Origin of the sequence: Candidatus Palauibacter sp. (assembly GCF_965216145.1) — a bacterium.
GTDB lineage: Bacteria > Gemmatimonadota > Gemmatimonadetes > Palauibacterales > Palauibacteraceae > Palauibacter.
The window spans coordinates 3492367-3508813 of the sequence record NZ_OZ244149.1 but is presented as its reverse complement, the minus strand read 5'-3'; the positions used below and the strand labels follow the sequence as shown (position 1 = coordinate 3508813).

Below are 16447 nucleotides of genomic sequence, written 5' to 3'. Positions count from 1 at the left end.
GAGTCCTCCACTTTGACTCCGTTGCGCCCTCAGGGATCACTACAGTCAGGAGCCGCGAACCATGCTGAAGCGCGTCTTTCTTCCCGTCTTCCTCGCGACGACCGCCCTCCCGGGCCAGATGGCCGGCCAGCAGGCGGTGGCCGACGAGGACTTCATGTCCGAGATGGAGTGGCGCTCGCTCGGTCCCGCGAACATGGCCGGGCGCGTCACCGACATCGAGGGCGTCCCGGGCACCGGGACTTTCTTCATCGCCGGCGCCACGAGCGGCATCTGGAAGACCACGAACCACGGAACCACCTTCCGGCCGGTGTTCGACAACGAGCGGGTCATCTCGATGGGCGACCTCGCGATCGCGCCGAGCAATCCCGACATCGTGTGGGCCGGTAGCGGCGAGGAGGATTCCCGCAACTCGATCTCGCCCGGAGGCGGGATCTACAAGTCCGTCGATGGCGGCCTTACCTGGGAGTTGAAGGGGCTCGAGGGGACGCAGGCGATCGGACGCATCGTCGTCCACCCGACGAAAGCGGACTGGGTCTACGTCGCCGCGCTCGGACATCCGTGGGGCGACAACGAGGAGCGCGGGCTGTACCGGACGAAGGACGGCGGCGACACATGGGAGCGCGTGAACTTCGTCTCGGACAAGGCGGGCTTCGTCGACCTCGACATGCACCCCCGGAACCCGGATATCCTCTGGGCCACGAGCTGGGAAAGAGTCCGCGGCCCGTATTTCCTGCAGAGCGGCGGTCCGGGGAGCGCCATCTGGAAGTCGACCGACGCCGGCGACACGTGGGAGAAGGTCGAGGGCAACGGCCTCCCCGAGACCATGCTCGGACGGCTCGAGATCGCCATCGCCCCCAGCTATCCCCGGATCATGTACGCGGTGGTCGAGGCCGAGGCCCCCGAGGAGGCGGATGAGAACGGCGACCGGAACGCGTCGGGACTCTACCGTTCCGAGGACGGTGGCGAGACGTGGCAGTTCATGAACGCGAGCAACTCGCGGCCCTTCTACTACTCGGGCGCGTGGGTGTCGCCGGACGACCCGGACTTCCTCTACTGGTCTTCTCTCTACTTCTCACGTGACGGCGGGCGCACGGTGGGGAATCCGGCCCAGGGCGTGCACGTCGACTATCACGCACTGTGGTGGGACTCTTCCAATCCCGACCATTTCATATTGGGCAACGACGGCGGGATCGCGATCACGTGGGACGGCGGCGGGAACTTCGAATTTCCGAACCGTATTCCCATGGGACAGTTCTATGCGGTCAGCTTTAATATGGACACACCCTATCGCGTCTGTGGCGGCCTGCAGGACAACTATACCTGGTGCGGGCCGAGCACCCGGGCCGGCGGCGCCATCGACAATCACATGTGGTATTCGATCGGGGGCGGTGACGGCTTCTACGCGCCGCAGGATCCGACGAACCCGGACATCGTGTTCGGCGAGTCACAGCAGGGGCGCATCTACTGGCGCAACACGCGCACGGGCGAGCGGCATCAGCTGCAGCAGCCCGACTGGCGGGAGCGCACGCAGGCCCTGCGGGACTCGATCGCGATCCTGTCGGGGGACGATCCCGACGACCCGCCGGCCGCGAACGTGGCACAGATCGAGGAGCTCCAGGCTCTCGTCGCCCAGGATTCGGCGCTCTTCGACATGCGGTTCAACTGGAACACGCCGCTCGAAATGTCGCCGCACGATCCGCGGACGCTGTACATCGGGGCGAACCGCGTGCTGAAGTGGACCTACGACACGGACGAGATGACGCCGATCTCGGACGACCTCACCTACGCGGATCCGGAGAAGATCGAGGTCGCGTACAACACCACGGGCGGGATCACCCCGGATGTCACCGGGGCGGAGAACTTCGCCACCATCGTCTCGCTCGCCGAGTCGAAGCTGAACGAGGGCGAGCTGTACGCGGGGACCGACGACGGACGGGTGTGGCGCACCCCGGAGGGGGCGGAGTGGATCGAACTCACCGACCGCTTCGAGGGCGTGCCGGAGGGGACGTACGTGAGCCGCATCGAGCCCTCGAGTCACGATCCGAACCGCTTCTACGTGACCTTCGACAACCACCGGCGTGACGACTACACACCCTACGTGTACGCGACGGACGACGGCGGGGAGACGTTCCGGCCGATCGCGTCGAACCTGCCCACCGGAGCGCCGGACTTCGTCCACGTCGTCCGCGAGGACCCGGTGAACCCGGACCTGCTCTTCGTGGGGACGGACGTGGGCGCCTACATGTCCACCGACCGCGGCGGGTCGTGGTCGCGCTTCATGAACGGGTTGCCGACGGTCCCGGTACACGACCTCAAGATCCACCCGCGCGAGCGCGAGATCATCGCGGGCACGCACGGCCGCTCGATCTTCGTGGCGGACATCTCGCTCCTGCAGGAACTGGACGGCGGGCGCCTGCCGGAGGCGATCACGGTGTTCGACCCGAAGACGGCGATCCAGTACGGCGATCCGCCGGTGGGCGGCGAGTTCATCGCCCAGAGCGCCTTCCAGGGGGACGCGGGAGAGTACGGGGCCGAGGTCTCGTATTTCATCCCCGAGGATGTCGCCGAGCAACTGGCGGAAGCGGCCCGTGAGGAGCGGGAGTCGCAGCGAGACGAGGCGGCGGAAGGGCGCGCTCCGGGCGACCGGGCCGGTCTTGCCGCTGTCCGACCTGGCGGTATGGGGCCCGCGGGAGCCGGCGGACCGGGAGCCGGTATCGGCGCCCAGGCCTCGGTCGCGATCCTCAACTCGGCGGGCGATACCGTGCAGGTGATCAACGGGTCGGCCTCGGCCGGCGTCAACCGGGTCCGGTGGACGTTCAACCGGCGAACCGCGCCGGCGGAGCCCTCGCCCGCGGACCGGGCGGACAGCATCCGAAACGCCCGCATGTATGCCGCGGTCGGCGATTCGCTGGTCGAGCACGAAGAGGTCGACCGCGAGGCCATGGACCAGGTGCTCGAGATGATGCAGGGCGGCAACCAGGCCGGCCTGCGGCGCATGTTCGGCGGCGGTGGCGGAGGCGGAGGCGGTTTCGGCGGCGGCGACACCGGCGGATGGCAGGACCGGCCCGCCGAGCGCTATCCGCAGGCGGGACAGGCCGCGGGCGCCCGGGGCGGAGCGGCTGCGAGCGGGGCTCCCGCCGGCGGTGGGGCCGACGAGGGCGGTCCCGATCCGGCGAGCATGCGGGAGGTGTTCCAGCAACTGACACAGGCCATGCGTGAGCGCGGCGGTGGAGGCGGCTTCCGGCGCTTCTTCGGCGGTGGTGGCGGTGGCGGAGGCGGCCTGGCCGACCCCGGCACGTACACGGTCGCGATCGCGCTCGGCGACGAGACCTTCACGACCACGCTCGAAGTCGTCCGCAAGGAAGGCTTCGGCTTCTGGGACGAGCCGGACACGGAAGACCGGCGCTAGCGGACAGGTGCCGCGCCGGCGGCGAACGCATGCCGCCCGCGCGGTGTCCCAAGGCTCGGGTCCAATCGAACGGCCACCGGGCGCATGGAAAGGGGCAGCGGGCGGAAAATGAGTGAGACGGGCGGAGGAGAGGGGACGGACGCGTCGATCCTGGGGAAGATCCGGAAGCGACGCATGCTGCAGATCACGCTCGTCTACGTGGGTGCGGCGTGGCTCGGCGTGGAGATCACCGACTTCATCGTCGGGAACTACGGTTTGTCCCGGAAGATCCTCGACACGGTCGTCTTTCTCGCCATCCTCGGCTTCCCCGCCTTCCTCATCATCGGCTGGTACCACGGGGCACGCGGCCGCCAGCGCATCCGCCGCGCGGAAACCTGGCTCCTGCTCACGCTCGCTTCGCTGGGCGCGATCGGCACCTATCGGATCGCGACGGCCGAACCGATCGCGGGGGAGAGCGGGGAAGCCGGGGCGCCTGCGGTTGCGATGGAAGGGGTCGGCGATGCGCGCACTGGTGGCGGATCGACGCCCGATCTGGGCCAGAGTTCACTCGCCGTGCTCCCATTCCGGAACAACGTGTCCGACCCGGGACTGCAGTGGCTCGGGGCGGGCCTCGCGGACCTCCTGACGACGAACCTGGCGCAGTTGCCAGACGTGCGGGTCGTCGGACGCCAGGGCCTTTACGACCTCCTCACCGAGGAGGGACGCTCCGAGGAGGAGGAGATTCCGGAGGCTCTTGCCATGACGGTCGCGCGGGGGGCCGGAGCCCGCATGCTGCTCTGGGGCAGCGTGACGGGAACCGCCGCGGACATGCGCATCGACGCTCAGCTGATCGAACTGGAGAACGGGACGGTCGCCTCGGCCCATTTCGCGCGCGGCAGCGACGTGTTCGAACTTGTCGACACGCTCACCGTGCAGTTGACCGCCCGGCTGGTCGCGACGCCTCCCGCAACCGAGGTCGTCCGCATCAGCCACCTGGGCACGACGGATCTGGAGGCGCTCGCCGCGTTCCACCGCGGAAACGCCCTCGCCCGGGCCGGCCGGCTCGAGGAGGCCGAGGCCCACTACGAGCGGGCAGTCACGATCGACAGCGCGTTCGCCCTGCCGCTGCTCGCGCCGCGCGGCGAGTTCGGGAGCGGGGGATTCGCCGCGTCATTGGGAGGTCGGGAGGAGGCGGAAGGCCCACGGACCGAATGGCGAGAGCGACGTTACGGGCAGCTGCTTCGGCGGCTACCGGAGGAGGTGAGGAGCCAGCTCACGGGCATGAACCCCGAGGAACTGCGCGCCGCCGTCGACTCGCTATGGGCCCGGTCGCGCTCCGCGCTGGGTCTCCTGTCGGGACACCGCCCGCCCGGCGGGGCGCGACCGACCGGCCCGTCCCCGGATCCGCCGCCACAGCGTGACCCCGGCAACGGCGACCGGGGCCCCTGACGGGTGGACGAAGGCCGTGAAGACGGCCATGTTCCGAGAGACATTGAGGAGGATGGCCGCGCGCCGTCTGCCCGGGGGGCGGCGTCCGCAGAGAACCAGGGAGGCCACATGAAGCGAAGGGCGTTTCTCCGAGCCGGAATCACGGGTGCGGGCGTCGCCGGTATCGCCGCCACTCCCCTCGCGGGGGCGACGGCGGCCCGCAGCCTCGAGCCCATCTTCAACCCTCGGCGGCCGCGCCGTGACTACAACGGACCGGTTCGGCTGAGTTCGAACGAGAACCCGCTCGGGATCGCCCCGTCGGCGCGACAGGCCATCATCGACGGACTCGACGAGGCGAACCGCTATCCCGGCGCGACCGGGCAGCTCGTGCGCGAGGCCCTCGTGGAGCGGCTCGGCGTCAAGCCCGGCCAGTTGTTCTTCGGGTCCGGCTCGACGGAGATCCTCCGCATCGCCGTGGGGGCATGGGCGGCGCCCGGCGGCCGCCTCATCTACGCACGGCCGACCTTCGAGGATGTGCCCGACTACGCGCAGCCGTTCCCGTACGATCACGTCACGGTGCCGCTGACGAGTGATCATGCGCACGATCTCGACCGCATGCGCGAGGAAGTCAACAAGTCGTCCGCGCCGAGCGTCATCTACTTCTGTAACCCGAACAACCCGACCGGCACGCTGACGCCTTCGACGGACATTGCGGCCTGGATCCGCGACGAGAGCGAGCAGCACCTCTTCCTCGTCGACGAGGCGTACTTCGAGTTGGCCGACGATCCTTCCTACGAGACGTTCATCCCGCTCATCGAGCGTCACCCGAACCTGATGGTCGTCCGCACCTTCTCGAAGGTGTACGCGATGGCCGGGATCCGGCTGGGGTACGGCGTCGCGCACGAGGCCACCGTCCAGCGCGTGCTGCCGTTCGCGACGCAGAATTCGCCGAACCACGTCGCCGGCGTGGCGGCCGTCGCGTCGCTGGCCGATGACGACTTCTTCAGGAAGAGCGTCGACACGAACAACGCGGCCAAGGGGATCATCTCCGACGCCCTCGGCCAACTGGACATCGAGGTCCTCCCCAGTCAGACGAACTTCATCATGCACCGCATCAAGGGCGAGTTGGCGACCTATAACGAGCGCATATACGAGGCCGGGTTCAACGTGGGCCGCCCCTTCCCGCCCATGACGGACTGGAGTCGGCTCTCGATGGGGCTCCCCTCGGACATGGAGAAGCTCGCCGAGGTGATGATGGACTTCCGCAAGAAGGACTGGATCTGACGCGAGCGGCCCCGCCTCAGCGGGCGGAGGCGCGGCCCAGCGTCCTTTCCAGGTAGCCCCGGATGTGGTTCGCGGTCTCGGCTGCGGTCCAGATCGAGCGGAGTTCGTCGTCGAGTTCGGCCGCTCGGCCCTCGGCGCGCGAGAACTGTCTCTTCGTCAAGTCGTAGGTGGCCGCCGGGATCGAGGTCAGCTCCACGGCGATCTCCCGCGCCCGCTCGATGAGTTGCTCGGGCGGTACCATCTCGTCCACGAAGCCCCGTTCGGCTGCGGCCTCCGGGTCGTAGGAGCGGCCGAGCAGCAGGACCTCGCGCTGATATCGCTGCGGAACCGCGGCGCGCACGATGTCGAACGCGACCGAGGGGAAGGGGACCCCGACCCGGAGTTCGGGCAGTCCGATGCGGCCGTTCCCCCGGGACATGACGCGGTAGTCGCACGCGCACGCGATGACGGCGCCGCCGGCGATCGCGTGGCCGTTCACCGCGGCGACGACCGGTTTCGGAAAGGCGCGCAGCTTCGAGAACAGCACCCCGAGACTCGCGAGCAGCGACTCGACGTACGCCGCGCCGTCGTCAACGACCCGGAACAGTTCGACCCCCGCCGAGAAGGCCGAGCCCGTTCCCGTGAGCACGACCGCCTCGACCGAGCCGTCCTCCCGCACCCGATCGAATTCCGCGTTGAGCGCGTCGGAGAACTCCGTCGTGAGGACGTTCGCCGGCTTGTGCTCCATCCGGATGAGCGCCACGCCGCCGTCATCACTCCGCTGGATCATCCCGCCTCCCGGTGGAAAGGCCATCCTCGGAGGTGCGTCGACATCCGCGACCCGCTCCGACGGCCTACTAGGAAATTAGTTGCCAACGTGTCCCGCGCCGCCTAGGCTAACCCGGAGGAAGGCCGGCGTCACGGCAGTGCGGAGGCGGAAGCGTCGCCGTCCCGTTGGATCTTTCCTTCTCCACCGCCCGTACAACGGTTCGTGTCGGTCATGGTGTCGAAGCGGTGACCCGGTGAGAAAGCTGTGGTCCGGTGATTTGATAGTTCGTTGAGAGTCTTGCGATAGATACAACGCGCCGCGGCCGGGCGGGATGCGAGGTCTGCACCCGTCCCGCCGCCGCGATATCGTTGGGGCGCCGTCGAGGGAGGATCGGAGGGCCGGCGGCAGGGAAGAAACATTCGGTGCGAGGCTTATGAAGGCACGTCACTGGGTCACGTTGATCGTCCTGCTCATCGCCGGCGCCGCCGTGGTCGGCATATTCATGCGGCTGAACGAGAGCGAGGAGGATGGGCCGCTCACGTTCGGGGACGCCGCCGCCGATTCCGTCGCCGAGGAGGTGCGGGGGACGGCTTCGGCGGCCGCCTTTGCGACGGATATCTGGCTCCCGGTCGAAGGGGCCGTGATCCAGCGCGACACCTTCGTCCTCTGGGTCACGGCGAGCGGGCGGGCGGCTTCTCTCCGCTCGGCGCCGCTCCATTCCGAGGTCCAGGGTTCGGTGGCCACGGTCCCGGTCCAGGAAGGTGAGCAGGTGCGGGCGGGGCAGCTCCTGGCGCGGATAGACCCGACCCTCTACGAGATCCGCGTTCAGGGCGCCCAGGCCGCAGTCGACCGTGCACGGGCTGATTTCGAGGACCGCGTCCTGTTCGACGAGCAGCTGGCCGATTCCGCCCGGCTCACGAGAGCGGAGCAGGCGCGCATCCGGGCCGGGCTTCCGCAGCAGGAGGCGTCGCTCGCCGAAGCTCGCTACGAGCTGGAGAAGACCCGGATCGTCGCGCCCTTCGCCGGCCGCGTGGCGAACCTCGGCGTCGCGCAGGGGAGCCGGGTGGGCGCCGGCGATTCGATCGCGACCATCATCGACCTGTCGCAGATCGACATCGACGCCGGAGTCCTGCACTCCGAACTCCCGCTCATCGAGGTGGGCCGGGAGGCGACCGCCACCTTCCCGGCGCTGCGGGGCGAGGTGTTCCGCGGGGAGGTCGTGAGCGTGAACCCGCTCATCGACCCCGAGACGCAAACGGCGCGAGTCACGGTGCGGCTCTCGAACCCCGAAGCCCGGATCGTCCCCGGGATGCCCGGAAGCGTGCGGATCGCGGGCCGACAACTCCCCGACCGCACGTTCGTATCGAAGGACGCCGTCGTCGAGCGGAATCGGCGACAGGTCGTGTTCGTGTTCGAACCGAGCGGGCCCGGGGCGGAGACCGGGCGCGCGCAGTGGGAATACGTGACGCTCGGGCTGGAGAACGACACGGAAGTCGAGATCGTCCCCAACCCGGACGGCGAGGACACGTTCGTGCCCGACGGTGGAGAAATCGTACTTGTGGACGGACACGCCACCCTCACGCACGACGCGCAGGTCCGGATCGAGAACCACGCCGACCTGGTGACGCCGCCGGCCGCCGCTTCGGATGGCTCGCGGTGAGGGCGGCAGCTCGGAGCCGCAGGCGACAGCTCCTCGCGGGGATCGCGCTGGTGGCCGGAGGGCTTGCCGTCGCGAGGCCGGTGGCGGCCCAGACCCGGGTGCTGCCGGACACGCTTGATATCGGGCGGGCCGTCCGGATCGCCCTCACCGAGAGTCCGGCGCTTCGCATAACGCAGGCGCAGGCCGACCAGGCCGGCGCCGGCAGGCTGGCCGCGTGGGGGGCGTTCCTGCCCACCGCAGGGGGCAGCTTGAACCTGGGCCGTAACACTCAAGCCGTCTCCACGTACACGGCCGAAGAAGGACCGACGGAGCGCCTCACGGAGCGCCTTTCCTACACGACCCAGTCCGCGAGCCAGGGTTTCCGTCTGCAGCTGACACTGCTGGAAGGCGGTCGGCGGTTTGCACAACTGCGGGAGGCCACGGCCGGCGTGCGCGCGGCGCAGCGACGCCTGGACGACCGGCAACGACAGGTCCTCGCGACCGTACGTGGCGAGTTCCTCGAGGCGCTGCGGCGCCAGGAGCTTCTCGAACTCACGCGAACCCAGATCGCGGATCGCGAAGTCGAACTCGACATCGCCCAGCGGAGATACGAGATCGCGGCCGTGGAGCGAACCGATGTGCTGGCTACCGAGTCGCAGCTGCTGAACGCCCGGATCCGGCTGATCGGGGAGCAGAACCTGCTCGAGGCAAATCTCCGGCAACTGGTGGTCTCCATGGGGCTACCGCCCGAGGCGGGTGAGGGCCTCGTACTCACGGGCGATGAGGGCATGCCCGCCGGGCTGCCGGACATCGACGTCATCGTCCGGACGGCGGTTACCTCCGATCCCGAACTCGCGGCTCTGGAAGCCGACAGGTCCGCGGCATCGGCGGCGCTGTGGGCCGCTCGAACGACCTATCTTCCCACGATCACCGCGTCCATGGACTGGGGACGGAGTGAGAGATTCGGTCCCGAGGCTTCATTCTGGCAGTTCCGCCCCGGCGACACGGGTCAGACCTTCGGCGTCTCGGTGTCGTGGAACATCTTCAACGGTTTCCTCCGGGAGCAGCAGAACGCCCAGGCCTCCGCGGCGCGGCGGCAGGCGGAGGAGCAACTGCGCCTCCGGAGGCTGGAGATCGAGCGCGACGTGCGGCGGTTCGGCGCCGATATCGAGCGGTTGGCGCAGACGCTGGAACTGCTGGAGCGCGACTACGCCATCTCGCGGGAGCGCCTCGAGATGGAGCAGGAGCGATATCGGCTCGGGACCGGGGGCTTCCTGGAACTCCAGAGTGCCGTCGGCTCGGCGCAGGGCGCGGAAACCGCGTTGATCCAGAACCAGTATGATTACCGGATCGCGTGGTCGAACCTGGTCGAGTACGTCGAGGGTAGACCGTAGAGGTGGCGCTCCCGGATCTGTCGCTGCGACGGCCCGTGGCTACGGCGATGCTCTATGTGGGCATCGCCGTCGTCGGCGTCGTGTCGTTCCTCCGTCTGCCGATCGATCTCCTCCCCGATGTCGCCTTCCCGACGCTGTCCGTGTGGACGACGTACTCGGACGCGGGGCCCGCCGAGGTCGAACGCTGGGTCACGGAACCCATCGAACAGTCGCTGTATTCGGTCCCGGGGGCGCGGGGCATCTCCTCGCGTTCGCGGGAAGGGCAGTCGCTCGTCCAGCTCGAGTTCGCCTGGGGCACGGACATGGAGTTCGCGACCCTCCATACCCGGGAGAACCTCGACAACCTGTCGGAGCGCCTCCCCGATGGGGCGGATCGCCCCACGATCCTGAGATCGGACCCGACCAGCGATCCGATCATGACGCTCGCGGTGAGCGGGGCCGACCTGCGCAACCTGCGCGACATCTCGGAGGTCGTCTTCAAGCGCCGGCTCGAGCAGCTCGACGGGGTGTCGCTGGCGGGGCTCACGGGCGGGCCCGAGCGCGAGCTGCGGGTCATCGTGGATCCCGAGTACCTCGACGTGCACGAGGTCTCGCTCGCCCAGATATCGGCCGCGCTCGACCAGGCGAACTACAACGCCCCCGGCGGCACGATCCGGCGCGGGCGCTTCGAGTACAGCCTGCGCACGCTGGGCCAGTTCCGGGAGGTGGACGAACTCCTCGAAGTGGTCATCCAGCGGCCGCAGCGCGCGACCGGACGCCCGGTCGTGCTCGCGGACGTCGCGACCGTGGTCGATACGATCGCCGATCTGGAGACGATCGCGCGCTTCAACGGGGCGTCGGCGATCGGACTCCAGGTATTCAAGGAGGCGGGGACGAACACGGTCCGCGTGGCCGACGCGGTGCGCGAGACGCTGGACCAGCTGCGCGAGGAGTTCCCGGAGATCTCGATCGAGATCGCCTCCAGCCAGGCGGCCTTCATTCGGGACGCGATCTCGAACGTCGTCACCGCCCTCCTGTTCGGCGGCGCCCTCGCCTTCCTCGTGCTCTTCCTGTTCCTGCGCGACCCCAGATACCCGCTCGCCATCGGCCTCGCGATCCCGATCTCGGTGATGGCGGCGTTCGCCCTCTGCTACGCGTTCGACGTGAGCCTCAACATCATGTCGCTCGGCGGCCTCGCGCTGGGCGTCGGGCTTCTGGTCGACAACTCGATCGTCGTGCTGGAGAACATCTTCCGGCACCGTGAGGAGTCCGGGGAGGGAGCGCGGAAATCCGCCGCGCGCGGGGCCCGGGAGGTCGCGGCGGCGATCACGGCGTCGACGCTGACCACGATCGCCGTGTTCGGGCCGGTGCTCTACGTGGAAGGGGTGGCGGGCGCCCTGTTCGGCGATCTCTCGCTCGCGGTGACCTTCTCGCTTCTCGCCTCGCTGCTCGTCGCCCTGACGCTGCTGCCCGTGCTGGCCGCCCAGGTGGCGCGGCAGCGAGCCGGAGCGAGCGAGGCGCGCTACTGGGGCGACCTGTCGGTCCCGGAGCGGCGGCCCGAGGCGCCGGAGGGCGTGCGGGCGGGTCTCGTGCGTCGGTGCGCACACGCGGTCCGGAACGTCACGGCCGCGAGCGGACGCGGAGTGGGGCGCGGGATCGCGTACGTCGTGCGTTCGGTGCGGCTGACCATCGCCGACCTCGCGACGGCTGCCGGGAGGCTCCTGGCGTGGCTGTTCGGCCCCTTCCTGCGCGCCTTCGAGCGGGGTTTCCTCCGCTTCGCCGGACGGTACGAGCGCACGCTGGAATGGGCGCTGGGAAACCGCCTGGCGATTCTCGCCATAGCCGCGGCCGCTCTCGCCGGCGCCTGGGCCATCGCCGGCCAGTTGCCTCGCGAACTCATGCCGCGCGTGGACGAGCGGCAGTTCTGGGTGGAGATCGATCTTCCCCAGGGGACGCCGATCCGTACGACGGACGAGGCCGCCGGGGACATCGAGCGCCTCCTCCTCGACATGGATGTCGTGTCGGGCGTCTTCACCCGGGTAGGCCGGAGCCGTGGAAGCGAGCTTGCGGCCCGGGACCTGACGGGACTCAACAACGCGGCCCTCGATGTCCAGTTGGCCGGATCCGAGCGGCCCACGCCGGACGTGATCGCCGAGTTGCGGCGGCGGCTGGCGGAGAGCGGCTTCGATCCCGCCTTCGTGTCGATCGAGACGGGTCGAGCGACCTCGCTCGGCCGGGCGCTGGCGATCGGCGAGGCGGATCTCGCGGTCAAGGTGCAGGGCGGGGAACTGGAGGATCTCGTCCCCGTGGCCGAGGCGATCGAAACGAGGATCGAGGGGGTGGGGGTGCTCGCGGATGTCCGCCTGGATTTCCTGCGGACCCAGCCGGAACTGGTGATCGAGGTCAACCGCGAGGTCGCGGCGAGGCACCAGATCACGGTGACGTCCGTGGCGCAGGCGATCGAGGACTACCTGCGGGGCTCGGAAACGACCAACGCCTACTCCGTGTTCGCCGACAAGATCGACATTCGGGTCACGATCCCGGAGGCCGCGCGACGGGAACTCGCGAACGTCCTCGCGCTGCGGCTGGAGGGCGTCCCGATCGGTGAGCTGGTCACGGTCCGGCAGGGGTTCGGGCCCGTCGAGATCCGCCGGGAGGACCAGAACCGCACGATCCAGGTGCTGGCCGACGTAGCCGTGGGCGGGCTGCGCGCGGCCGTGCAGGAGGTCGAGGCCGAGATCGCCGACATCCCGCGACCCGCGCTCACGACAGTGCGGGTGGGCGGGGAGAACGAAGAGATGCAGAACAGCTTCCGGTCGCTCACCTTCGCGTTCGGGCTCGCCCTCGCCCTCGTGTTCCTCATCATGGCCGCGCAGTTCGAGTCGCTCGTCCAGCCGCTCGTCGTCCTCACGGCGGTGCCTCTGGCCGGCATCGGGGCCGTGACGGCATTGTGGATCGCGGGCGACGGGCTCAACGCCATGAGCGGAATCGGACTCGTGATCCTCATCGGCATCGTGGTGAACGACGCGATCATCAAGGTCGACTTCATCAACCAGCGGCGACGGGCGGGCATGCCCAAGCGGGAGGCCATCCTCGAAGCGGGCCGGCTCCGGCTGCGCCCCATCGTAATGACGACGATCACTACGGTCGTCGGCCTTCTGCCGCTCGCGGCCGGTCTCGGGGCCGGCGCCGACCTGCGCGCTCCGCTGGCCGTGGCCGTCATCGGCGGGCTCATCTCGGCGACCTTCCTCACGCTGATCGTGGTCCCGGTCGTCTACTCGCTCATGGTCGAGCCTTCGGTGTCCGTCGAGCCGGAGCCGCAGCCCGGGCCCAGGCCCGGCGGCCGAGCGCCGGCCGCGACCGAACCGGGATCGGGAACCCCGCTGGGCGGGCGTCCCGGACCCGCCGCGCCGGGCATGGCCCGGGGGAGCGTCGAGCCGTGATCGACCTCGCGATTCGCCGGCCCGTGGCGACGGCGGCGATCTACGTCGCCCTCTTCGCGCTCGGCGTGTGGAGCTTCAGCCTCATCCCGGTGGAGGACCTCCCGGACGTTGAGTTCCCGCGCTTGACGGTCACCGCGAACTGGGCGGGGGCCTCGCCCGAAGCGCTCGAGGCGTTCGTCACCGCGCCGCTCGAGACGGTCGTCCAGCAGGTCGGGGGGGTGGAACGCGTTGTATCGCAGTCGTCCGCCGACCAACGCGGGACCGGCTCCAGCGCGCGGATCGAGGTCGAGTTCGAGCGCGAGACGCGCATGGAGTTCGCCCGGCTCGCCCTCGGCGAGCGGATCAGCTCGATCCGGGACGAACTCCCGGAAGGCGTGGTCCCGATCATCTCGCCGTACGTGCCGCAGGAGTTCGCCGAGGAGTCGGAGGAACTCCTCAGCTTCTCGCTGACGGGGCCTTACACCTTCGCGCGGCTCGGGGAGATCGCCGAGGAGGAGCTCGCGGCCGCGCTCCGGGGGCTGCCCGGCGTGTCGGCGGTACAGGTGCGGGGCGCCGAGCGCCGGGAGATCGCGATCGAACTCGACCGGGGCCGGCTGGAGGCGCTCGGCCTGCGGCCCGAGCTGGTCCGCGGGCGGATCCAGGAGCTGTCGACGCCGAGAGCGCCCGGTTCGGTGGAACTCGACGGGCGTCAGCTCGCCATCTCCGTGCGCACGCGGGCGATCGAGGTGTCCGACATCGAGGACATGATCGTCCTCACGCGCCCCGATGGCCCGGTTCGTGTCGGCGATCTGGGCCAGGTCCGCGACCAGACGGAAGACCCGTATTCCTTCTGGCGCATCAACGGCCAGCCAACGATTACGCTGGGGGTCCACCGGCAGTCGGGGACGAACGTGATTCGCGTGGCCGACCGCGTGAAGGCCGAGATGGCCGAACTCGCGGAGACTCTGCCCACCGGCACGCAACTCGAACTTCAGCGAGACCAGAGCGACACCATTCGCGAGCAGATCACGGACCTCCGGCTCCGCGCCATCGCGGCCGCACTCGTGATCTTCCTCGTGCTCATGCTCTTCCTGCGCTCGCTCGGGGCCGTGCTCGTCGTGTTCGCCACGATCGGGTTCAGCGTCCTCATCGCGGTGAATTTCCTCTACCTGGGGGGATTCTCGCTCAACCTTCTCACGCTGGCGGGACTCGCGTGGGGCTTCGGCCTCGTGGTCGACAACGGCATCGTGGTGCTCGAGAACGTCGAACGGCACCGGCGCGGCGGGGCGTCCCCATCGAAGGCCGCGAGCCGGGGGGCGCGTCAGGTCGTCCTCCCCGTCATCGCGGCGACGATGACGACCGCCATCGTGCTCGTCCCGTTCCTTTTCCTCCAGGGGGAACTGCGGGTCTACTACCTGCCACTCTCCTACGCGGTCGGCTTCTCGATCATCGCCAGCCTGTTCGTCGCGTTCACCTTCGTGCCGGCGCTCGCGGCGAGGGTGGCTGGAATAGGGGCCCGACGCACGCCGACGGCCTCCGGGACGGCCGCTCCGGGCTTCGCGGGCGCCGAGCCTTTCTACATCCGGGGATATCGGGCCCTGCTCGGCTTCGGGCTCCGGCACCCCGCCCTCGTCGCGCTGGTGTGCCTCGGAAGCCTCGGCGGGAGCTGGTATCTGTTCGACACGCACGTGAGCAAAGGCACGAGGTGGGGCGGCTTCGGCGGGCAGGACACCTACATCCGGATCATCATCGAGTTCCCGCGCGGCGCCGGACTGGACCGGACGGACGAACTGGTGCGCTCGTTCGAGGCGAAGCTGGCCACGCTGGACGAAGTCGAGCGCTACGACGCGCGGGTCCAGGCGAACTTTGCCCTCATCAATGCGTGGTTCCCGGACGAACTGAAGCTGACATCCGTGCCGGTGGCCATCAAGGACCAGATGGTGGCCTACAGCTACGGGTTCTCGGGCGTCGACGTCCAGGTACGCGGGTTCGGCCCCAGCTTCTACGGCGGCGGGTCCAGTCCGCCCAACTACAGCATCCAGGTCCTCGGCTACAGCTACCTGACGGTCCAGGAGATCGCGGAGGAACTGGCCTCGCGACTGACCCGCTTCTCCCGGATCCGCGATGTGGATCCCAACGCGAGCGGCAATTGGTTCACCCGGGACAAGGAGTTCGAGTATTTCGTCGAGCCGAACCGGGATGAACTGGCGGTGTACAACATCTCGGTGTCGGAGTTGCTCAACTATGTGGCGGACAATATTCAGGGCCAGCCGCAGAGGAGTCGAATACGCGTGGGCGGCGAGGAGGTGCAGTTCGCCGTCAAGCTGGATGGCTATCGGGACTTCGACTTCTTCGACCTCAGCGACCTGCGCGTGCCCGTCGAAGCCGACGAAGAGGTGCGCCTTGCCGGCGTCGCGAACGTCGGGCGCAGGGACGTGATGGCGAGCATCCTGCGCGAGGACCAGCAGTACCAGCGCACCGTCGCGTGGGAGTTCCGGGGCCCGCCCAAGCTCGGGGATCTGGTCCGGGACGAGGTCATCAACGCGATGGAACTACCGCCCGGGTACCGGATCGAGAAGTCCCGCTACGGCGGCTGGACGACGGAGGAGACGACGCAGATGTGGCTCGTGCTCGCGTTCTCGATCCTGCTCATCTACATGGTGACGGCGGGGCTGTTCGAATCGCTCGCGGCCCCCTTCGTCGTGCTCTTCTCGCTCCCGTTCGCCCTCATCGGCGTGTTCCTCATCTTCTTCTACACCGACGCGACGTTCACGGACACCGCGTTCATCGGCACGATCATGATGGGCGGGATCGTCGTGAACAACGCCATCCTCGTAGTCTATCACATCGGGGCCCTCAGGGAACGTCTGCCCACGATGGACGCGATCGTCCAGGGGACGCTGGAGCGGGTCCGCCCCATCCTCATGACGACGCTGACGACGGTGTTCGGGCTCCTCCCCCTCGTCCTCTTCGCGTCCTCCCAGGACCAGAACATCTGGAACGCCCTCGCGCTCGCCACCATCGGAGGGCTGATCTCGAGTACGTTGTTCGTGCTCGTGGCTATTCCGGTCGCGTATCGTTACATCGTGGCACGCCGGATCTGACGGCGGTCGGGCCCTTGCCCGGCCGGACGCACGCGGCTACGAAACACGCGAACGCAAATCT

At 68.9% G+C, this 16447-nt stretch carries 8 protein-coding genes; 7 read left to right on the top strand and 1 reads right to left on the bottom strand.

Annotation, left to right across the window (positions count from 1 at the left end):
* Positions 1–61: 61 nt before the first annotated feature.
* The 3 genes from ACOOHF_RS15100 to ACOOHF_RS15090 all read left to right on the top strand — a co-directional run bounded on the left by ACOOHF_RS15100 (position 62) and on the right by ACOOHF_RS15090 (position 6100).
* Entirely contained in the window at positions 62–3409 is a 3348-nt protein-coding gene (locus ACOOHF_RS15100; RefSeq protein WP_420462292.1) for a WD40/YVTN/BNR-like repeat-containing protein, read from the top strand.
* A gap of 108 nt (positions 3410–3517) precedes the next feature.
* Positions 3518–4837 carry a CsgG/HfaB family protein gene (locus ACOOHF_RS15095; protein WP_420462291.1) on the top strand — a complete coding sequence of 440 codons (1320 nt, stop codon included), beginning with the start codon at positions 3518–3520 and terminating at the stop codon, positions 4835–4837.
* Positions 4838–4945: 108 nt separating this feature from the next.
* The gene (locus ACOOHF_RS15090) at positions 4946–6100 is read left to right on the top strand and encodes a pyridoxal phosphate-dependent aminotransferase (protein ID WP_420462290.1); all 1155 of its coding nucleotides are present in this window, start codon (positions 4946–4948) and stop codon (positions 6098–6100) included.
* 16 nt (positions 6101–6116) lie between these two features.
* On the opposite strand, the gene ACOOHF_RS15085 is transcribed toward ACOOHF_RS15090, so the two are convergent.
* Positions 6117–6869 (bottom strand): enoyl-CoA hydratase/isomerase family protein, encoded by a 753-nt coding sequence (locus ACOOHF_RS15085; RefSeq protein ID WP_420462289.1) that lies wholly within the window; start codon positions 6867–6869, stop codon positions 6117–6119.
* A 412-nt stretch (positions 6870–7281) separates the two neighbouring features.
* On the opposite strand from ACOOHF_RS15085, the gene ACOOHF_RS15080 reads away from it, so the two are divergent.
* The 4 genes from ACOOHF_RS15080 to ACOOHF_RS15065 are packed head-to-tail and all read left to right on the top strand — an operon-like array spanning position 7282 to position 16386.
* On the top strand, positions 7282–8508 hold the full coding sequence (locus ACOOHF_RS15080; protein WP_420462288.1) for an efflux RND transporter periplasmic adaptor subunit: 1227 nt from the start codon (positions 7282–7284) through the stop codon (positions 8506–8508).
* A complete protein-coding gene (locus ACOOHF_RS15075; protein ID WP_420462287.1) occupies positions 8505–9881 on the top strand; it encodes a TolC family protein in 1377 nt (458 codons plus the stop codon). The genes ACOOHF_RS15080 and ACOOHF_RS15075 overlap by 4 nt, the downstream gene beginning before the upstream one ends.
* A gap of 2 nt (positions 9882–9883) precedes the next feature.
* A complete protein-coding gene (locus tag ACOOHF_RS15070) occupies positions 9884–13303 on the top strand; it encodes an efflux RND transporter permease subunit (RefSeq protein ID WP_420462286.1) in 3420 nt (1139 codons plus the stop codon).
* Positions 13300–16386 carry an efflux RND transporter permease subunit gene (locus ACOOHF_RS15065; RefSeq protein WP_420462285.1) on the top strand — a complete coding sequence of 1029 codons (3087 nt, stop codon included), beginning with the start codon at positions 13300–13302 and terminating at the stop codon, positions 16384–16386. The genes ACOOHF_RS15070 and ACOOHF_RS15065 overlap by 4 nt, the downstream gene beginning before the upstream one ends.
* Positions 16387–16447: the final 61 nt, after the last annotated feature.